Raw genomic sequence first — 20036 nt, forward strand, 5'->3', positions numbered from 1 at the left:
ACTGTTGTTCCAACTTAATCCCACTTCAACACTAGCAAACTATAAAGCGTTGAAATTAAAGAATAAATCAGATTTTATTTGCGATATAAGAATAGTCGCTCTATAGCGCAAAAAGGCCGGTGATTAAATAATCACCAGCCCTTGCCTGATTTCTCAGGCAGCGAACCTAGCAAAAGCTAGATTACTTAACCTCAACTTCAGCACCAGCTTCTGTAAGGTCTTTAGCAAGAGCTTCAGCTTCTTCCTTAGAGATACCTTCTTTAACTGGAGTTGGAGCAGCTTCAACTAGAGCTTTAGCTTCTTTTAAGCCAAGACCAGTTGCGCCACGTACAGCTTTGATTGCCGCAACTTTATTAGCGCCAGCGCCAGTAAGGATTACGTCAAATTCTGTTTTCTCTTCAGCAGCTTCAGCAGCAGGACCTGCTACCATAGCAGCTGCAGCAGTTACGCCGAATTTTTCTTCCATTGCTTCAACTAGAGCAACAACGTCCATTACTGACATTTCAGCAATTGCGTCAAGGATTTGGTCTTTAGTTACAGACATTACAAATTTCCTAATAATTAACGGACTCTAAGGTCCAAATAAATTTACACCGAAAGGGATTAAACAGCTTAAAATTAAGCAGCTTGCTCTTCTTTCTGTACACGTACTGCTTCAATTGTTTTACACAATTTACCAGCAGACGCTTCTTTCATAGCGCTCATTAAGCGTGCAACAGCTTCGTCGTATGTAGGTAGAGTTGCAAGCATAGCTGCATCTACTACATTACCTTCAAAAGCGGCCGTTTTAAGCTCAAATTTCTCATTCTTTTTCGCGAAGTCTGAAAAGATACGCGCAGCAGCACCTGGGTGCTCTGATGAGAAAGCGATTAAGCTTGGACCAACAAATGAATCAGATAGGCATTCAAAGTCTGTTCCTTCAAGAGCACGTTTAGCTAGAGTGTTACGGACAACTTTCATCCAAACACCCGCTTCGCGAGCTTCTTTACGAAGGGCAGTGATTGCACCAACTGTTACACCACGAGAATCTGCAACTACTGCAGATAGAGCACCAGTGGCTGCTTCGTTGACTTCAGCAACAATTGCCTTTTTGCCTTGAAGATTTAAAGCCATGGGTGTTACTCCTGGTTTAATGGGTTACCGTACATCGGCTTCCCTGTTTTACTCTTCCCCATCAATAAAGATGGAGATGCTTTTTACGGCGAGAGCCAGAAGATTAGGAAAAATCTATCTGGGGATTCACACCGTCTACGTAGGTAATATTAAGGCCGAAGCCGCCTACGGTCTTGGACGGAAGCCCAATTTATCGCGTTGCCCGAAGGCGCTTCGAAATTATGGACTTCAACCCGAATTCTTTACTTTGCGATTAACTAAATTAATCAGCAAAATGGCGCAAAATTATAGTACAAATTTCACGCCATGTAAACACTCAATTAAGCAACAACTGTGCTTAAAGTGCCTTGGTCAACAGAAACACCTGCGCCCATTGTTGTAGAGATAGTTACTTTCTTCAAGTAAACACCTTTAGCTTGAGAAGGTTTAGCCTTCTTAAGCGCAACAATTAGAGCTTCAAGGTTTTGTTGTAACTGCTCAGCAGTGAAATCAACCTTACCAATAGTAGTATGGATGATACCATTTTTGTCATTGCGGTAACGCACTTGACCTGCTTTCGCATTTTTAACTGCTTCTGCAACGTTAGGTGTTACAGTACCAGTTTTAGGGTTTGGCATTAGACCACGTGGGCCTAAGATTTGACCTAGTTGACCAACAACACGCATAGCGTCTGGTGATGCAACAACAACGTCAAAATTCATCTCGCCTTTCTTAACTAGGTCAGCAAGATCTTCCATGCCTACTAATTCAGCACCGGCTTCTTTTGCAGCTTCTGCATTAGCGCCTTGAGTGAATACAGCAACACGAACGTCACGACCAGTACCGTTAGGTAGTACAGTAGCACCACGAACGTTTTGATCAGATTTACGAGCATCGATACCAAGGTTAACAGCAACGTCAACACTTTCTACGAATTTAGCTGTCGCTAATTCTTTTAAAAGAGCAACTGCTTCGTTAATTTCGTAATCTTTAGTTACTTCCACTTTTTCGCGGATAGTACGCATACGTTTAGTTAATTTAGCCATTATCTTAGTCCTCTACGTTCAAGCCCATCGCACGCGCAGAACCTGCGATAGTGCGAACCGCAGCTTCTAAATCAGAAGCTGTAAGGTCTGGTTTCTTTGTCTCAACGATTTCTTCAAGTTGAGCACGAGTTACTGTGCCTACTTTTTCAGTGTTAGGACGGCCTGAACCAGATTTGATACCTGCAGCTTTCTTAAGTAAGTAAGCAGCCGGTGGCGTTTTCATGTCGAACGTAAATGAACGGTCGCCGTAAACAGAGATCACTACAGGAACTGGAGCGCCTTTTTCGATAGATTCTGTACGTGCGTTGAACGCTTTACAGAATTCCATGATGTTTACACCGTGTTGACCTAGTGCTGGACCTACTGGAGGACTAGGGTTAGCCATACCAGCAGCAACTTGTAGCTTGATTAGAGCTTCAACTTTCTTAGCCATTATAAATACCTCATTAGGTGGGTCTTAGCCTTGTGCGCGCGAGGACGCGTACTCTAGCGGCTTCCCAGTTTAAAAATTGGTTTCTCACTTTTTAGTAAACAGTTAAACAAACGTTTTCCCTGAATACAAAAAGGCCGCTGATTATAAGTTAATCAGCGGCCTTTTTCAAGCTTCGTGCCAAAAATTTAAAAGTTTTTAACGCGACACTTTAAATCAATTACTTATCTTGTTCAACTTGACCAAATTCAAGTTCAACTGGCGTAGAACGACCAAAAATAAGTACCGACACTTTAACGCGGCTCTTTTCGTAGTCAACTTCTTCAACCACACCACTAAAGTCTGCAAATGGACCATCAGTAACACGAACCACTTCACCCGGCTCAAATAATGTTGCTGGTTTAGGCGCTTCTGCGTTCTCTTGTAGACGGTTAAGAATACGATCAGCTTCTTTGGTGCTAATAGGTGCTGGACGGTCTGATGTGCCACCAATAAAGCCCATAACACGTTCAGTGCTATTTACTAAGTGCCAGCTTGCATCATTCATATCCATTTGTACTAGTACGTAACCTGGGAAGAATTTACGCTCAGATTTACGCTTTTGACCAGCACGCATCTCTACGACTTCTTCAGTAGGAACTAATACTTCACCAAAGCTATCTTCTAGACCTTTGATTTTAATATGCTCTAATAATGTTTGAGCAACACGCTTCTCATAACCTGAGAAAGCCTGTACTACGTACCAACGTAGTTTCTTTTCGTTATTCTCATCCGACATGGGATCAGATCTCCAATCCAGTTAAAAAGCCTACAGCGCGGAATAAAATGCCATCTAATCCCCAAAGGATTAATGCCATAATCACTGTTGCAACCATTACAATTAATGTCGTGTGCGTTGTTTCTTGACGCGTAGGCCAAACTACCTTGCGTACTTCGATACGCGCTTCTTTTGCAAAAGCAAGGAATGTACGTCCCTTGAAAGTTTGCGAAGCAATAGCTAAACCCGCAGCTATCGCAACCACAACGCCAATAGCACGTAGTAATACAGACTGATCTGCAAACATATGGTTACCAACGACTGCGCCTGCAAGTAGCGCAATTGCTACTAACCACTTTACTGACTCCATCCCACTCGATGGTGTTTCTATATTCGTGCTCATAATATTATTACCTTAACTACAGACACAACAACCCTGCACGTCGACAGGGTTAATCCATTAAAATCTAAACTTAAAAACAAGCTTACTTAAACCGATTTTTAGTTCTAGACTTTACTCACTTTGTAAAAAATTGGCAGGGGCGGAGAGATTCGAACTCCCAACCGTCGGTTTTGGAGACCGCTGTTCTACCAATTGGAACTACGCCCCTGCAAAGTGGATGCCTATTATACTTACGCAATTCATTAACACAAGAGTAAAAAGATACCCATAACTTAAAATCTCACTGACGGCTGTAAAAATCAAACTTAACATTATTAAAAAAGCAGTTTATGATTGTTTCAATTTTAGGAATACTGTTCGCACAAGGAAGCCCGTGCCTTTACTTCAAACCCTATTCAAAACCCTCATTTTAAGTATTTTTTGCTTGTTTCATAGCATGCTTATTGCCCGCCCTATTCACTTAGATACATATTCGAGTGAGCAAGGATTATCGCAAAACTCGATTACATGCAGCATTACTGATGAGCAAGGGTTTCATTGGTTTGCCACACAAGGCGGTCTTAATCGCTTTGATGGTTATGAGTTTAAACGCTTCAAGTCTCACCCTACTGAGGCTAGTATTTCAGGAAATTGGGTCACCGATTGTCTTACTGGCGGCCCTCATGCTATCTGGTTTTCTACAGCCAGTAATGGTTTAAACTTACTTGATACTCAAACCGGTCAATTTAAGGTTTTTAATACGCAAACTGAGTTGGCGATTACTGATAACCGTATATGGTCACTGGCGTCAGATAACCTAAATAATATTTGGTTAGGCCATGAACATGGAAAGTTAACACGATTAAATATAGTCAATAATGAAGTTGAGTCATTTAGCTATAATAGCCCCGAGCAAGCTAATACCGTAATACAAGATATCGTAATAGATGCTCAACAGAATATCTGGTTAGCGACCAACGAGGGATTAATTAAATTTAACCCAGAGCTAAAAACGTTTAAACACATAGCAAAGAGCCATAAGAATTTATGGCGGTTACACTTAAATACACAAGGGCAGCTATTACTAGCAAGCAAACAAGGCCTTAGCTTATTTATTCCAACAACAGAGGTTTTTGCGGAGTTTGCTCAATTTACAGATGTATGGATCACCGATATATTAATTGACGACACCGATACCATGTGGCTGACAAGTTATGGAAAAGGTTTATTTTATAAAACAGAGCAAAGTACATCTAAAAATAACTTTGAGCACATACCGCACAATAAACAGCAACTAAATGGGCTTGCTAATGATTACCTTTTGTCAGTCTATCAAGATCAGTTCGGTATCATTTGGATTGGTACTGATGGCTATGGCTTGCAACGTTATGATAAAAAGCAAAATCAATTTTCGCATCAACAGCATTTGAGCGATGATGAGACTACCATTAGTCATAATTTTGTTCGCGCTCTACTTAAAGATTCACAAGGTCAGTTATGGGTTGGTACGCGTGATGGCTTAAACAAACAAACCGACACTGGCTTTAAGCGCTATAAAGTTAACTCAAAATTGCAAAGCGGCCTTACTAATAATAATGTATTTAGCCTGCATGAAGATAACCAACAGCGACTTTGGATTGGTACCTATGGCGGTGGGTTACTGCAATACAATCCAGCTGAAGATAATTTTATTGCCTATACAACGCAAAGTCATCAACTTAGCAGCGATCGTGTTTATGCGATAACGAGCGATCCTAAAGGAAATTTATGGCTAGGTAGCAACCAAGGTTTAACACGCTTTAATCCCGACACCTTAGAGGTTCAACATTATAAGCACGACGACTCAGTAAATAGCCTTGCTAACAATACCGTATTTACCGTGCTCTATGATCACAATGCGAACGGATTATGGGTCGGGACGCGTGCAGGTTTAGACTATCTAAGTATGGCGGATGAATCATTTACTCATTACCCCTCGGATCAGACATCGCAGACTGGTTTAAGCCATAATATGGTCACCTCTTTGCACCTGCAAAATAACGATACCCTATGGGTGGGTACCTTTGGTGGTTTAAACCGCCTTGATAAAAAAACACAAAAAACCTCTTACATTACCGAACATGATGGATTACTAAACGATAATATTTTTGCTATTAAAGATGATAGTAAAGGCCATTTATGGCTAAGCAGTAACCAAGGGCTCACCCGCTATAATCCCACGAATCAAGCTATGCAGCATTTTTTACCTCGTGACGGCGTGCAGCATAATTCGTTTATTTTAGGTGCCGCTTTTCAAGCAGCTGATGGCGAGCTATTTTTTGGCGGAATCAATGGCTTTAATCAGTTTTCCCCTAGTAAACTGCTATTGAGTACTTCAGCTCCAACCCCAGTGTTAACTGAGCTATTAATTTATAACCAAGCAAGTTCAACAAAAAACTATCTAACAGATCAAAAACAGCCAGCAAAACTAATAAATCATACTAAAAAACTCTCTTTTCCAACTAGCCAAGGGGTCATTGGCTTTAAATATTCCGCCGTTAATAATGCCTCATCTGCTAATCAATACCAGTATGCTTACAAGCTAAGTGGTTTAGATAAGCAATTTATCTATACCGATGCAAGCCAACGACAAGTTAACTATTCACAGCTAAGTGCAGGTAATTATCAATTACAATTAAAAGTTAGCGATCAATACGGGCAATGGAGCAAGGTTCACACTATGCTAAAGCTGACAGTAACGCCTCCTTGGTGGCAAACGAAATTGGCGTATGCGGCATACCTTATAATAGTTTTGATTATTACATGGTTAATTTTAGCGTCACGCTATCGAGCTAAAACCGCAGAGCAACTTATTCAACAAGAAAGAAAGCTCAATCAACTAAAGACCCAATTTTTAGATAATATTAGCCATGAACTTAAAACGCCATTAAGCTTAATTTTAGCGCCAGTAGAAAACTTACAACAGCAACAACTCGGTGCTCAAGCGCAACATCAAGTTTCTATAATCAAGCGTAACGGGCTCCGCCTACTTAATTTAATTAATGAGCTATTACAGCTCAGCCAGCGCCCAAGTGCGACTATAGAATATGTATCCGCTTATTCTATAAGCCCTTTTATAGAACAAATAGTAGACGACTTCGCTATTTTGTTTGCTCAAAAAAATATTAGTTTTTCCTTTAAAGACACCACGCAACAGCCTAATTATATAAATTTAGAAACTAAACATGCTTTATCTATTATTGATAACTTATTGACCAATGCACTTAAATACACCCCATCAAATGAAAGCGTTAATCTAACGCTTTCTAACACAAACAATAATGTTGTTATAACGGTATCTGATACTGGTATTGGTATCGAAGAACACCAGCAAGCGCTTATTTTTGAACGTTTTACTCGTGTTGCAGCACACAACCAAACAGGCAGTGGTATAGGTCTCGCGCTGGTTAAGCAGCTTGTAGAGCAATACGGTGGGCAAATTTCATTAGTTAGTAAAATCAACAAGGGAAGTTGCTTCACAGTCACTTTGCCATTGTGTGAATCAGATAACTTATTAACGGATAAACAATTATCGTCCTCTCAAACTATGCCGCTAAAAAACAACAAAAAGCTACTCATTGTTGAAGATAACGAAGAAATGCGTGAGTTACTGGTTTCATTGTTTAGTGATAACTACACCTGTCTCACCGCTAATAATGGAGAAGAAGGGCTTTTACTGTGCCAAACTCAAATGCCCGATTTGGTACTCAGTGACGTGATGATGCCAACGATGGATGGATATCAGCTTCTAAGCGCTATTCGCTCAGACATTTCAATAAACCACATTCCTGTTTTATTACTCTCTGCCAAAGCAGACAGTCGCAGCAGAATAAAAGGACTTGATTTACTGGCCGATGACTACCTGTGTAAACCCTTTGAAGCATCATTATTAAAGAGTCGGATTCATGGCCTATTAGGTATTCGTGATGCGTTAAATAAACACTTAGTTAAACAGTTATCAGCTCAAGCACATGCTGTGACCTTAGATGCGCAAATAGAGCAGAATAAAGATTACACGTTTACTGAACGCTTAAAAACAATTTTGCGTGACAATTATCAAAATGAACTGTTTAGCGTCGAAGAGTTTGCCAGTGCAATGTGTTTGAGCCCTCGTGCACTGCAATTAAAAATGAAAGCACTTTTTGACATTACACCCAGTGATTACATTCGCAATACCCGTCTAGAATATGCAGCAAAATTATTAGCTGATAGCGACTTAACCATAGGTTTAGTTGCAGATAATACCGGCTTTAGTTCTCAAAGTTACTTTGCTCGTTGCTTTAAAGCCAAATATACAGTGACACCAAAACAATATAGAGAAGCACAAACATGTAAAAGTAATTAGCTTCGCATCTGTACTCAAAGCTTTCGCCTGAGTACTATTTTTAAGCTACTGATTTATTTAAATTAACCTTAATTAGCCATTGCTAAAAAATAACTACAAATGTAATTAAGTAGATAAATTAAGGAAAATACTATGCTCTCATCCATACAAAAAACGCTACTTGCCACAGCATTGATAACAAGCTTAAGCGCATGTCAAAGCACTTCAACCAACGTCACTTCAAATAAAAATTCACCTGACATTAATGAAGTAAGTAAACAAAAATACAATGGCCCTAAAGCACGTATCGCCGTGGCACGTTTCACTGATAAGTCAAATAACTCAAGATGGTGGCGAAAAGAAATTGGTGAAGGTATGGCAGATCAACTTACCACCGCACTTGTTGGCACTAATCGCTTTATTGTATTGGAGCGCCAAGCACTAGACGCTGTGCTTTCGGAACAAGATTTAGCAGTATCAGGCAGAGTGAGTGCACAATCTGGGGCTGCATATGGCGAAATTGAAGGCGCTGAGATTGTAGTCGTTGCAGCGGTTACCGAGTTTGATGATGACAGTTCAGGTGCAAGTGTTGGTTCGGGCGGTTTTATTGGTGATGTGTTTAGCTCTGTTTCAGCTGGCTTTTCTGGATCGCATATGGCTATTGACCTAAGGTTAATTGATACGCGCACTTCACGTATTTTAGCTGCAACTAGTGTTGAAGGCGGTAGTAAAGATTTTAACTTTACCAGCGCAGCAACAAACTTTGGTGGCGCATTGGTTGGAGGGAGTCTTAGTGGTTGGTCAGATACACCAAAAGAAAAAGCACTACGTGAAGTAATAATTAAAGCCGTTGAGTTTTTAGAAACTAAAATCCCAGACACCTATTATCGCTATAACCAAAACAACACGCTTGCTGCAGGCTATACAGCACCACCACCGCCAAAGGTAGCTAGTAAAAAAGCAGCTCCTGCTGCTGTCGCTGTCGATGTGCCGAATCATAGAATGCCACATTATGAAAAAATGGACTTAGCAATGTCTCGTATGAACTTGGTTTGCTTAGGGTATTTAAAAAACCAACCTAATTATGAAGAATTTGAGACTGAAGACGTAAAATACGACCGTCAAACTGTATTAGCACTACGCGAATATCAACAAGAAAAGAGCTTAAAAGTAACAGGCCTTGCCGATGAAACAACAAAGAAATCTTTAGATGACACAAAATGTTTAGCTAAAACTCAAAAATCAGGGCTTGAAAGCTTAGGCAGCATGTTTCAATTTAACTAAGCAACACAATTCATTTAAATCAAAAAAAGCGGCTATCCCCTAGTCGCTTTTAATCTACTCGTAATAACTCACCGCGATAAAAATCACACAGTAACCATATTTGCTCAAATTGATGGGTATTTGGAAAAGCTATTGTTTTTATTACCGCTTCAAAGTCGCTCTTATGCCAAATAGTGCTAGCGTTACGAATTAGCAACCAGGTACGTTTTGAGTAATAACGCTTAGTCGCTTTTTGTTTGAGCAATCGTCCTAATGCTGATTGCAGTCGGTTTTCACTGGGTTGTTGTGCCATGTCAGCTAAATCACGTTGCATTTGTATCGATAATGGCCGACCTAACACGGCCATTGCTTCGGTTTCGCTGGCATATAAATGCGCTACTTCTATATCGAGTTGCTCATTTTCTTGATAACAACTTACATCGGGTCTATTCGGTTCATTATGCCAAATGTGGCGCATATGAATGCCGGTTTGCTGCTCATAGCAACGCAAAAACAACTTAGCTGCATCGTGCTCTAACTGTTGTTTTTCGGCATCACTGCTGCGCTTCATTCAACACCTTATAAACGTCATTTAACAGCGATGAAGCGCCAAACCTAAATGTTTCTGGTGCTAAATAATCATGCCCCATAATCTCGGTTGCTAGTTGCAAATAAGCATTTGCATCTACTGCGGTCTTGACTCCACCAGCAGCCTTAAAACCAACTCGCTTTGATGATTTTTTGATGGTATTAAGCATAATTTCAGTTGCTTCAAGCGTGGCATTAACCGCGACTTTACCGGTGCTGGTTTTTACAAAATCAGCTCCCCCTTGAATAGCAAGCTCGGTTGCTTGAGCAATAAGTGCAGGTGTTTTTAGCTCACCGCTTTCAATAATCACTTTAAGTTTAGCGCGACTACCACATGCTTTTTTACTTTCACTCACGTATTCCAGCACGGTATCGGCTTCGCCTTTTATAAGTGCTTTGTAAGGAATGACTAAGTCAATTTCATCGGCCCCGCGCTCTATGGCTATTAATGTTTCATTAAGCACTTCATTAAGTGGCGCCTCACCTGTGGGAAAGTTGGTTACTGTGGCCACTTTTACATGACTCAATAACCGATTAGCGAGCGCTATTTTTGCATCATCTACAAATTCACTAAACACACAAACTGCAGCGGGTATGCCTAACTTAGAATCAATACTGTTTACTAATGCATTAATACTAGCTTGATTATCATCGGTGTTTAAACTGGTTAAATCCATTAAACTAACAACTAGCATGGCGTTTTGAGTATTATTTGTCATTTTATGCCCATGAAATTTTAAAAACCTTAAACTATATAAGCATCATAGCTTAACCTTGCTATAGCTCATAACCAAACACTATAAGCGCGTTTTTTATACTAAATAGCACTCTAACCCTTACTAAATAAGATTTAGACCTAAAAAACATAGTTTATATAACTTTTGAGTATATCAACTAAGATTTAATTATTTTTTACTTATCAATAGCCGCTATATTCTGCCTGTGTATTAAACACTTTATTATCTTTTTAGGGGCGTTACTCAGTGCAATATTTACCTATCTTTACCAAACTCGACAACAAGCCAGTATTGGTGGTTGGCGGTGGAGAAGTTGCCTTGCGAAAATGCCGCGCGCTCTTAAAAGCGCGTGCTGCAGTAACCTTAGTTGCCCCGTGGTTTTGTGATGAATTAAAAGAACATGCGCACAACAATGAAGTTACTTTAATAGATGCCTATTTTGAAGAGTCACATCTTGATGGCAAAATTTTGATCATTGCCGCCACCGACAATGATGAAGTTAATAATACGGTTTTTGAACTCGCCAATGCACGTAATGTGTTTGTGAACGTGGTGGATGATCAACCTAAATGTACGTTTATTTTTCCCTCTATTGTTGATCGCAACCCAATTACCATTGCGATTTCAAGTGCAGGTACCGCACCGGTATTAGCAAGACGTTTACGTGAAAAGCTCGAAACACTTATCCCACAACACATTGGTCCACTCGCCAACTTAGTTGGTGGCTTTCGCCATAAAGTAAAACAGCGCTTTAAACACTTTGCCGATCGTCGCCAGTTTTGGGAAGGCGTGTTTGATTCATCGGTAGTGAGTAAAGTCCAAACCGGTAATACCCATGGCGCTGAACAACAACTAGAGAAAATGCTAGATGCCAAAGTAGAGCCAGAAGGTGAAGTATACGTAGTGGGTGCAGGCCCTGGGGATCCAGAGTTACTCACCCTAAAAGCATTGCAGCTAATGCAACAAGCCGACGTGGTGGTATATGATTATTTAGTTTCCGACGAAATTATGGAATTAGTACGCCGCGATGCCGATTTAATTTGTGTGGGTAAGCGCTTAGGCGATCATAGCGTAGCCCAAGAAGACACTAACCAGATGCTAGTTGATTTAGCGCAACAAGGTAAAAAAGTATGTCGTATTAAAGGCGGCGACCCATTTATTTATGGTCGTGGTGGCGAAGAAGTACAAGTACTGGCAGCCAATAACGTAAATTACCAAATAGTGCCAGGTATAACGGCGGCCGCAGGCTGTAGTGCCTATGCAGGTATTCCTTTAACGCATCGTGATCATGCTCAAGCTATTCAATTTGTTACTGGTCATTGTAAAAAGGAAGGCCAAGAGCTTAATTGGCAGTCGCTTGCACAAAAAAACCAAACACTGGCTATTTATATGGGGGTGATTAAATCGCCGCATATTCAAGCCGAGCTATTAAAACATGGGCGAGAAGCAACAACACCAGTGGCAATTATTGAAAACGGCACACGTAAAAATCAACGCGTAGTTACCGGACAGTTAGACCAATTAGCACAGCTAATTGAACAATATGATATTATTTCACCGGCATTACTCATTATTGGTGAAGTGGCTTCGCTGCATAAAGAATTAAACTGGTTTGGCGAAAAAGCACAGATCAGTAGCTTTGCTCAACCGCTTACAGACGTAGCGTAGTTTAACAGATTTTAATTTAATCATTTTAGTAGGACGACCAACAATGGCTTTAACTCACCTTCAGCAACTTGAAGCTGAAAGTATCAAAATCATGCGCGAAGTCGCCGCTGAGTTTGAGAACCCAGTTATGCTTTACTCAATCGGTAAAGATTCATCGGTACTTTTGCATTTAGCTCGTAAAGCATTTTACCCTGCGAAAATTCCGTTTCCGTTATTACACGTAGACACCAACTGGAAGTTTCGTGAAATGATTGAGTTTCGCGACCGTTTGGCTAAAGAGTACGGCTTTGATTTAATCGTACACAAAAACCCTGAAGGTATCGAAATGGGTGTAGGCCCGTTTACACATGGTTCGGGTAAACATACCGATATCATGAAAACTCAAGGGCTAAAGCAAGCGCTTAATAAATACGGTTTTGATGCCGCATTTGGTGGCGCACGTCGTGATGAAGAGAAATCACGGGCTAAAGAGCGTGTTTACTCATTTCGTGATAAACACCATCGCTGGGATCCTAAAAACCAACGTCCTGAGCTTTGGAATACCTATAACAGCCAAGTGAACCCAGGAGAAAGCATTCGTGTATTCCCACTGTCTAACTGGACTGAACTAGATATTTGGCAATACATATATCAAGAAAACATCGAAATGGTGCCACTTTACCTTGCTAAAGAGCGCCCTGTAGTAGAGCGCGATGGTACTTTAATTATGGTTGATGACGATCGCATGCCACTTAATGAAGGTGAAGTACCGCAAATGAAGTCGGTTCGCTTTAGAACATTAGGCTGTTACCCACTCACAGGTGCAGTGGAATCTACCGCCAGCAATCTAACCGAAATTATTGAAGAAATGCTGCTTTCATCGTCATCTGAACGTGAAGGTCGAGTGATTGATCATGATTCAGCAGGCTCTATGGAGAAGAAAAAACGTGAGGGGTATTTCTAATGTCTAACCTAAATAACGATACATTTAATGAAGTAAAAGAAATTGGTATAGACGCTTACCTAGCACGTCAACAAGATAAAAGCTTATTGCGTATGCTGACTTGTGGCAGTGTGGATGACGGTAAATCAACCTTAATTGGCCGCCTACTGCACGATAGTCACCAAATTTATGAAGATCAGCTAGCCGCGCTTCATAAAGATAACGAAAAAGTGGGTAACGCCGGTGAAGATCTTGATTTAGCACTGTTAGTAGATGGCCTACAAGCTGAGCGTGAACAAGGTATAACAATTGACGTAGCGTACCGCTACTTTTCAACCGCTAAACGTAAGTTTATTATAGCCGACACCCCAGGGCATGAGCAGTATACCAGAAACATGGTTACCGGTGCATCAACCAGTGATGTTGCCATTATTTTAGTGGATGCGCGCTATGGCGTGCAGGTACAAACTAAGCGTCATAGCTTTATTTGTGACTCATTAGGCATTAAGCAGTTCGTGGTTGCGGTTAACAAAATGGATATTGTTGATTTTGATGAAACCGTTTATGAAAAAATTAAAGCCGATTATTTAAAATTTGCCGAGCAACTTAACGTATCAAATATTAAGTTTGTGCCTATGTCGGCGCTTAAAGGCGATAACGTAGTAACTCGCTCTGCGCACACTCCTTATTACACTGACAAGCCGTTGCTTGAGCTGTTAGAAGATTCACCAGCAGCTGAAATCGACACCGGTTTTGAAGCGCGTCTTCCGGTGCAATACGTGGTACGCCCTAATCTAAACTTCCGTGGTTTTCAAGGCACGCTTACATCGGGTAAATTACGTGTAGGTGATGAAGTAAAGGTACTGCCATCAGGTAAAACATCACATATTAAAGAAATTGTTACTTTTGATGGCAACCTAGATACTGCACAAGCTGGCCAAGCAATTACGGTTACTCTTAATACTGAAATAGATATTAGCCGAGGAGACGTTATTGTGCCTGCAAATTCGCAAGCTCAAGTAACCAACCAATTACAGGCTAAAATTGTGTGGATGCACGAGTCGCCATTGGTGCTTGGTAAAAGCTACAACCTTAAACTTGGCAGCAAAAACACCTCGGCAATGGTCACAAAAATTGACCACACAATTGATGTAAACACGTTAGAGCATGGCAGTGCAGATTCATTGCAGTTAAACGAAATTGCGATTGTGACACTGGAGCTGACCGAGACTATTTTAGCCGATCAGTACCATCATAATCATGAAACCGGTTCGTTTATTCTTATTGATCGTTTATCAAACTTAACGGTTGCAGCAGGAATGATAGAACAGGTACTGCAAAGTGAAGAAAACGCGGGACAATTTAGCGACTTTGAAGTTGAATTTAATGCCCTCGTACGCAAGCACTTTCCACATTGGCAAGCGCTTGATATTTCAAAGCTATAACGTTAATGAACGCCTGTTAGGAACATTTAAAGCATGGTAGAACAGCTCATTTTAACAGGCATTATGTTGCTTTTAGTCGGGTGCCTGTTTGGCACCCGTATTAATCCTGCATGGTTATTTGTTAGTGCCATAGGCACCAGCTACCTAACCGGGTTAATAGATTTAGAAAGCATGCTGGTTAATTACACTAACTCATCATTAATTACTTTAGTGTTATTAATTTTAGTGTCGATAGCGATAGAAAAAACCACGCTTATTCAACGCTTAGCCAAATCGTTATCCAGTGGTAGTTTAGTTAAGTCAGTAACTAAATTAGGGCTGTCTACCGCCTTTTTATCGTCGTTTACTAATAATACCGCGGTAGTTGCCTCATTAATTACCGCCATAAAGGATAACCCAAATCACTCCCCTTCAAAGCTGCTGTTACCTTTGTCGTACACCGCTATTTTAGGGGGGACAATTACGCTTATTGGTACCTCTACTAACTTAATTGTAAATGGCTTTGCAGTAGATGCGGGCATGGCGCCACTGGGCTTTTTTGATTTTACCTTGGTGGGTTTGGGCGCACTTAGTGTGGGCTTAATTACTATTTTGGTGATGCTAAAATGCCTGCCTGACAATGGTAAAAATAGCCAAGAGGTGGTGCCTTTTTATCTAGAAGGGAAAGTGCAAACTGGCTCAAAGTTAATAAATCGTACCGTAGAAGAAAATGGTTTACGCGATTTAAAAGACTTGTTTTTGGCTGAAATTATTCGTGATGGCAACCGTATTTGCGCCGTGACCCCCCAACATATTATTCAACAAGACGACATACTGCTGTTTGTGGGCGACATAAAGTCAGTGCCTTTGCTTACTCGCTTTGATGGCTTAAAAGTGGTGCACGACAAACACGAAAAAGACATTGAACACCTCGTTGAAGTTGTCGTTAGTCAGTCGTCTAAATTAATTGGCAAAACGGTAAAAGAAGCCCGCTTTAGAGAGCAATTTCATGCGGCCGTTATTGCTATTCGCCGTGGGCATGACCGTTTACAAGGCGGGCTTGGACAAGTGCGATTACAAGCAGGTGACTCACTCATTCTCGCCCCTGGTAAAAGCTTTTATGACTTAACTAACTTAAAACGCGAGTTTGTGTATATTTCAGGGCTTGATTTACAAACCCACCTAGGTGCAAAGCAATCAAATATTGTATTGTTAAGCTTTGCGGGTGTGCTGGGATTAAGTATTTTAGGTGCAGTACCGCTGGTTAAAGGCTTGTTAGTGTTTCTTATTGGCCTAATGCTGTGTGGTACTATTAAGCTAAGCGAAATAAAGCGCCGTTTTCCTATTGAGTTACTTGCTGTCGTGGGCAGTGCCATAGGTTTAGCTAAGCTGATGATAGGCACCGGCCTTGCTGGGCAAATATCAGACGCCATGTTTGTAGTGCTAGGCGACTTTGGCCCTTATGGCGCGTTTATCGCTATCTTTTTAATGACCGTATTATTCACCGAATTAATCACCAATAATGCCGCAGCAGCGCTATCGTTCCCGGTTGCCTACTCACTAGCCATTGGCTTTAACGTAGAACCTTTGCCGTTTATTATGGCAGTTGCATTTGGCGCTTCAGCCAGCTTTATTTCACCTTTTGGTTATCAAACTAACCTGATGGTTTATAGCGCAGGTAACTATCGACTTAAAGACTATGTAATGATGGGGCTACCGCTTTCTATTATTTATTCAATTACCGTACTAACTTTGATCCCGCTGGTATTTCCGTTTTAATGCCCGCGCTTATAGTATAAAGAGACACAGCAAATGGATAACAATATTGTTTGGCATAATTACGCCACTACTAAAATGCAGCGCAGTGAACAAAAAAATCATAAGAGCGCTATTATATGGTTTACTGGTTTTTCTGGCTCAGGTAAAAGCACCGTTGCGAATGCACTAGAAGCAGCACTCAATCAGCAAGGCGCACACACCTATTTACTTGATGGCGACAATGTACGCCATGGTTTATGTAAAGATTTAGGCTTTAGTGATGCAGACCGCGTTGAAAATATCCGCCGCGTAGGCGAAACCGCCAAGCTAATGGTTGATGCTGGTTTGTTAGTCCTTACTGCGTTTATATCTCCTTTTAAAGCTGAGCGCGACATGGTTCGTGAGTTAGTTGATGAGGGTGAATTTATCGAAGTATTCATCGACACCCCTCTTGAGGTGTGTGAAAGTCGCGACCCAAAAGGCTTATATAAAAAGGCACGCGCCGGTGAAATTAAACACTTTACTGGGATTGATTCAACTTACCAGCCGCCGGTTAATCCTGAAATAATTTTAGATACCAGTAAAAACACCCTAGACCAATCGGTAGCTCAACTGATAACGTATCTAAAACATCAGCATATACTATAGGCCCATGTAATGAACCAAACTGAACTGCTAGAAGAAACCCTTATTCTCGCTCGCGAAGCGGGAAGCGCGATTATGGGTATTTACAACAAAGACTTTAACGTTGAATACAAAGCTGATGAAAGCCCCGTAACCGACGCCGACTTAGCAGCTCATAAAATCATTAGTGCAGGGCTCAAAAAGCTCACTCCGGACATTCCTGTATTGAGTGAAGAAAGTGCAGATATTGGTTGGGACGTACGCCAAACATGGAACAGCTATTGGCTGGTTGACCCAATTGATGGCACCAAAGAATTTATTAAAAAGAACGGCGAGTTTACCGTTAATATTGCCCTAATCGAAAACGGCAAACCAGTTTTAGCTGTGGTTGATGCCCCTGCGCTAGGTGTATCGTACATAGCCGCCGAAGCCATTGGTGCTTTTAAAGACAAAGGCGATGAGCGCATCGAGCTTAAAGTTACCACCAAACCTAACAAAGGCCTTATACGTGTTGTAGGCAGTCGCTCGCACCCCTCTCCTGATTTAGCTGAATTTGTAAAACGCTTTGATGAGGTTGAAATGGTGTCAAAAGGCAGCTCACTCAAACTGTGTTTAGTCGCCGAGGGCAGTGCCGACATTTACCCACGCTTAGGCCCAACCTGTGAATGGGATACCGGCGCAGGCCATGCCATTGCCGAAATAGCCGGCGCTAAAGTAACTAAGCTCGATGGCAGCCCGCTTATTTATAACACTAAAGATGAGTATTTGAATCCGTATTTTGTAGTTTCTGCCTTAGAAGAATAAGAGCAGCTTTTAGTGGTTAGCTATCAGTTGTCAGCAAAACAAGTGATAGCTTTAAACAACTCAAAGTAATGAAAAGTCCCTACTCAATTGGAGATGAATAGTATTTGAGAAACCAATTAAGCCCAAATCCGATTACCTACATAAAACCTGAGTTCAATATCTAATTCATCTTTTTCAATGCTGTTTTTCCAAGCATTTTTAATCATATCAAATTCATCAGATTCAAATTCCGTTATTACGGCAACTATAAATTTAGTTTTTATTGTCATAGTGCTTTTAGCTAATTTAGCTCGATGTAGAAACTCATCTACTGCTATAAAAGAAATTGTTGGTCGAGTGTAATATTTGACCTCAAGCAATATAAGCTCATCGTTGGGTTTTATATAACCAGCATCGAATATATAAAGATCAGAACTAACTTTAATACCAATAGTTGGCTCTATTGATAATTCATTTTTTATTTCGCGAATTACAAATTCTTCAGATTTTCTTATTTTCCCTTTAATATCAGCGCGACTCAGCTGCTCTACGCTTGCTTCGTTTTTAGAAGTATTCAACTGGGTAGCAACAGCTTCATTAACATCTTCTTCTAATTTAATTTCTAGCTCTTTTACCGAAAGAGTCTTAAGGAATGAATCATCTGTATTATAATCTGAGGGGCTATATAACTTACCGTGGTGGTCTGTAACCAATTTATAAAAAACATATAGAACAGAAAATGGAAAAATAACAATAAATAAAATTAAAGGCCATCGTTCAAGTGGTTCTAATTTATCTGCTGAGCTTCCTAAAAGAAGAGATACAAAGCCGTATATCAATGAAATAAATAGCGCAACTATACCTAATGGATTTCTAATTTGATCTTTTGATATTTTCAATTTCACAACATTCCTTTTGACTTCACCAGAGGACGTTCTTCCTATATTTAAGCAAAATGTCCTTATTTTATGGACACTATTAATAGCAAATAGTGTAAGTTATTGCCAATTATAAATATTATATTAGGATCGCTTGTTTGTTATGAAAAAAGCCTATCTTGGCTTCACTAAGTCACACGACGCTTTGATATAAAAGTGAAGCTATAAATTCAATAAAACCTAATTTATTAAAATATTGCTTCAAATGTTGGATTTTATTCCTTTAGGATATGTTTTAGTTTAGGGCGAAAGTCAAAAAGAATGACCTATTCCTATTTACTAATAATGGCTGTTATACGTTTTTTAAACTTGCCATTAATCGAACGATTTTTAAAGGCGGTAACCCTAACGATTTTGTTGGGCGATAAAAGCAAGCGAGTGCTGGTTGAATAAATCTGGGCGTTCCACATTACAAACATGGCCGCATTGGTGAATAGTTTGCAGTACGCTATTTTTATGGCGCTTAACCATTTCTTTAACCGGGCCAAGGAACATGTGATCTTCTTTACCCATAATGTAAAGAATGGGTATATCAATGTCTTTTTCTTTGAAGTACTGCATTAAGGGGTTTACGTCCATGGCTAATTTAAACCATTTTATGAACTCCTTTTGGCACAAGCGTTTTGCTTCACGAACAAACAAAAGTCGAGACTCTTTATGACGCTTTTTCGGCATCATAATAAAAGCAAATAAACGATACAGCCACATGTAAGGCAACAAGTGTTTAAAGGTATTGCCTAAATAAACCAAGGTATTACTACGAGTGTTAAAACGAGTAACCGCTCCACCTAGCACCATGCTAGAAACATATTGCGGGGCAATTTCTGCAATATTTCGAATAAGAATTGTGCCCAATGAAATACCAACAAAATGTGCGCTGGTTATATTGTTATGATCTAACACATCGATAATGTCTTTAGAGACATTATTAAATGAGTAATTATTATCAACAAAGTTTTGTAATAGATCATTCGATTTACCGTGACCGCGAAGATCAAGCAACAACACATTATATTCTTTTTTATAAGCTTTAAGCTGACGAAACCAGATTGCCGAACTCCCCCCTGCGCCATGAACAAATACTACCCATGTTTTACTGGTTTCATGCACAAAAATAGTATGGAAAAGAATGTCTTTGCTCATTGCAGTTAGCGGCCTATTTACTTCAGTTGGCTGATTAAATTGTAGAAAGTATAACGGAGTTTAGAAAAAATCTCTTATGAAGTTCCGATTAATGGCTGCAATATTACAGGATAAAACC

18 protein-coding genes and 1 tRNA gene are annotated in these 20036 nt (G+C 40.3%); 8 read left to right on the forward strand and 11 right to left on the reverse strand.

Annotation, left to right across the window (positions count from 1 at the left end; genetic code table 11):
* Positions 1–181 precede the first annotated feature (181 nt).
* The 7 genes from rplL to ACZ5WS_RS02300 form a co-directional block, all read right to left on the reverse strand.
* Complete coding sequence (gene rplL / locus ACZ5WS_RS02270; protein WP_008108465.1) at positions 182–544, reverse strand: 50S ribosomal protein L7/L12; 363 nt, start codon at positions 542–544, stop codon at positions 182–184.
* A gap of 74 nt (positions 545–618) precedes the next feature.
* Complete coding sequence (rplJ, locus tag ACZ5WS_RS02275) at positions 619–1113, reverse strand: 50S ribosomal protein L10 (protein ID WP_008108464.1); 495 nt, start codon at positions 1111–1113, stop codon at positions 619–621.
* A gap of 320 nt (positions 1114–1433) precedes the next feature.
* The gene (gene rplA / locus ACZ5WS_RS02280) at positions 1434–2138 is read right to left on the reverse strand and encodes a 50S ribosomal protein L1 (RefSeq protein ID WP_010392122.1); all 705 of its coding nucleotides are present in this window, start codon (positions 2136–2138) and stop codon (positions 1434–1436) included.
* Between the two features lie 4 nt (positions 2139–2142).
* Complete coding sequence (gene rplK, locus ACZ5WS_RS02285) at positions 2143–2571, reverse strand: 50S ribosomal protein L11 (RefSeq protein ID WP_008108462.1); 429 nt, start codon at positions 2569–2571, stop codon at positions 2143–2145.
* A gap of 217 nt (positions 2572–2788) precedes the next feature.
* Entirely contained in the window at positions 2789–3346 is a 558-nt protein-coding gene (gene nusG / locus ACZ5WS_RS02290; protein ID WP_008108460.1) for a transcription termination/antitermination protein NusG, read from the reverse strand.
* 4 nt (positions 3347–3350) lie between these two features.
* The gene (gene secE / locus ACZ5WS_RS02295) at positions 3351–3728 is read right to left on the reverse strand and encodes a preprotein translocase subunit SecE (RefSeq protein ID WP_054202752.1); all 378 of its coding nucleotides are present in this window, start codon (positions 3726–3728) and stop codon (positions 3351–3353) included.
* Positions 3729–3859: 131 nt separating this feature from the next.
* Positions 3860–3936 (reverse strand) — tRNA-Trp (locus ACZ5WS_RS02300).
* A gap of 165 nt (positions 3937–4101) precedes the next feature.
* Between ACZ5WS_RS02300 and ACZ5WS_RS02305 the strand changes: the two genes are divergently transcribed.
* Both ACZ5WS_RS02305 and ACZ5WS_RS02310 read left to right on the forward strand, forming a co-directional pair.
* Positions 4102–8091 (forward strand): hybrid sensor histidine kinase/response regulator transcription factor, encoded by a 3990-nt coding sequence (locus ACZ5WS_RS02305; RefSeq protein ID WP_464710434.1) that lies wholly within the window; start codon positions 4102–4104, stop codon positions 8089–8091.
* 132 nt (positions 8092–8223) lie between these two features.
* The gene (locus ACZ5WS_RS02310; protein WP_075170828.1) at positions 8224–9354 is read left to right on the forward strand and encodes a CsgG/HfaB family protein; all 1131 of its coding nucleotides are present in this window, start codon (positions 8224–8226) and stop codon (positions 9352–9354) included.
* A gap of 49 nt (positions 9355–9403) precedes the next feature.
* Here the strand turns inward: ACZ5WS_RS02310 and ACZ5WS_RS02315 are convergent, their stop codons facing one another.
* Together ACZ5WS_RS02315 and deoC are read right to left on the reverse strand one after the other, a co-directional pair.
* On the reverse strand, positions 9404–9904 hold the full coding sequence (locus ACZ5WS_RS02315) for a hypothetical protein (protein WP_054202755.1): 501 nt from the start codon (positions 9902–9904) through the stop codon (positions 9404–9406).
* Entirely contained in the window at positions 9888–10640 is a 753-nt protein-coding gene (deoC, locus tag ACZ5WS_RS02320) for a deoxyribose-phosphate aldolase (RefSeq protein WP_464710437.1), read from the reverse strand. The genes ACZ5WS_RS02315 and deoC overlap by 17 nt, the downstream gene beginning before the upstream one ends.
* A 264-nt stretch (positions 10641–10904) precedes the next feature.
* Between deoC and cysG the strand changes: the two genes are divergently transcribed.
* Genes cysG through cysQ form a run of 6 tightly spaced genes read left to right on the forward strand, consistent with a single transcriptional unit; the run spans position 10905 to position 17858 of the window.
* Positions 10905–12326, forward strand: a complete 1422-nt coding sequence (cysG, locus tag ACZ5WS_RS02325) for a siroheme synthase CysG (protein WP_464710439.1) — start codon at positions 10905–10907, stop codon at positions 12324–12326.
* Positions 12327–12369: 43 nt separating this feature from the next.
* Positions 12370–13269: a sulfate adenylyltransferase subunit CysD gene (cysD, locus tag ACZ5WS_RS02330; RefSeq protein WP_008108450.1), complete on the forward strand. Its 900-nt coding sequence runs from the start codon at positions 12370–12372 to the stop codon at positions 13267–13269.
* Positions 13269–14693: a sulfate adenylyltransferase subunit CysN gene (gene cysN / locus ACZ5WS_RS02335; RefSeq protein ID WP_008108448.1), complete on the forward strand. Its 1425-nt coding sequence runs from the start codon at positions 13269–13271 to the stop codon at positions 14691–14693. The genes cysD and cysN overlap by 1 nt, the downstream gene beginning before the upstream one ends.
* Before the next feature lie 33 nt (positions 14694–14726).
* Positions 14727–16451, forward strand: a complete 1725-nt coding sequence (locus ACZ5WS_RS02340) for an SLC13 family permease (RefSeq protein WP_464710443.1) — start codon at positions 14727–14729, stop codon at positions 16449–16451.
* 33 nt (positions 16452–16484) lie between these two features.
* Positions 16485–17078 (forward strand): adenylyl-sulfate kinase, encoded by a 594-nt coding sequence (gene cysC / locus ACZ5WS_RS02345; RefSeq protein ID WP_178954643.1) that lies wholly within the window; start codon positions 16485–16487, stop codon positions 17076–17078.
* A 9-nt stretch (positions 17079–17087) separates the two neighbouring features.
* Positions 17088–17858, forward strand: coding sequence for a 3'(2'),5'-bisphosphate nucleotidase CysQ (gene cysQ / locus ACZ5WS_RS02350; protein WP_464710448.1), 771 nt, complete (start codon positions 17088–17090; stop codon positions 17856–17858).
* Positions 17859–17974: 116 nt separating this feature from the next.
* Here the strand turns inward: cysQ and ACZ5WS_RS02355 are convergent, their stop codons facing one another.
* Both ACZ5WS_RS02355 and ACZ5WS_RS02360 read right to left on the reverse strand, forming a co-directional pair.
* On the reverse strand, positions 17975–18742 hold the full coding sequence (locus ACZ5WS_RS02355; protein WP_138570118.1) for a hypothetical protein: 768 nt from the start codon (positions 18740–18742) through the stop codon (positions 17975–17977).
* Positions 18743–19120: 378 nt separating this feature from the next.
* Positions 19121–19918: an alpha/beta fold hydrolase gene (locus ACZ5WS_RS02360; RefSeq protein ID WP_036955729.1), complete on the reverse strand. Its 798-nt coding sequence runs from the start codon at positions 19916–19918 to the stop codon at positions 19121–19123.
* Between the last annotated feature and the right edge of the window lie 118 nt (positions 19919–20036).

The sequence above is a fragment of the Pseudoalteromonas sp. 11L1 genome (genome assembly GCF_055397545.1).

Bases quoted from the DNA above. Each gene is read 5' to 3' on its own strand.
- rplL (WP_008108465.1), bottom strand. From the start codon at position 544: ATGTCTGTAACTAAAGACCAAATCCTTGACGCAATTGCTGAAATGTCA.
- rplJ (WP_008108464.1), bottom strand. From the start codon at position 1,113: ATGGCTTTAAATCTTCAAGGCAAAAAGGCAATTGTTGCTGAAGTCAAC.
- rplA (WP_010392122.1), bottom strand. From the start codon at position 2,138: ATGGCTAAATTAACTAAACGTATGCGTACTATCCGCGAAAAAGTGGAA.
- rplK (WP_008108462.1), bottom strand. From the start codon at position 2,571: ATGGCTAAGAAAGTTGAAGCTCTAATCAAGCTACAAGTTGCTGCTGGT.
- nusG (WP_008108460.1), bottom strand. From the start codon at position 3,346: ATGTCGGATGAGAATAACGAAAAGAAACTACGTTGGTACGTAGTACAG.
- secE (WP_054202752.1), bottom strand. From the start codon at position 3,728: ATGAGCACGAATATAGAAACACCATCGAGTGGGATGGAGTCAGTAAAG.
- ACZ5WS_RS02310 (WP_075170828.1), top strand. From the start codon at position 8,224: ATGCTCTCATCCATACAAAAAACGCTACTTGCCACAGCATTGATAACA.
- ACZ5WS_RS02315 (WP_054202755.1), bottom strand. From the start codon at position 9,904: ATGAAGCGCAGCAGTGATGCCGAAAAACAACAGTTAGAGCACGATGCA.
- deoC (WP_464710437.1), bottom strand. From the start codon at position 10,640: ATGACAAATAATACTCAAAACGCCATGCTAGTTGTTAGTTTAATGGAT.
- cysD (WP_008108450.1), top strand. From the start codon at position 12,370: ATGGCTTTAACTCACCTTCAGCAACTTGAAGCTGAAAGTATCAAAATC.
- cysN (WP_008108448.1), top strand. From the start codon at position 13,269: ATGTCTAACCTAAATAACGATACATTTAATGAAGTAAAAGAAATTGGT.
- ACZ5WS_RS02340 (WP_464710443.1), top strand. From the start codon at position 14,727: ATGGTAGAACAGCTCATTTTAACAGGCATTATGTTGCTTTTAGTCGGG.
- cysC (WP_178954643.1), top strand. From the start codon at position 16,485: ATGGATAACAATATTGTTTGGCATAATTACGCCACTACTAAAATGCAG.
- cysQ (WP_464710448.1), top strand. From the start codon at position 17,088: ATGAACCAAACTGAACTGCTAGAAGAAACCCTTATTCTCGCTCGCGAA.
- ACZ5WS_RS02360 (WP_036955729.1), bottom strand. From the start codon at position 19,918: ATGAGCAAAGACATTCTTTTCCATACTATTTTTGTGCATGAAACCAGT.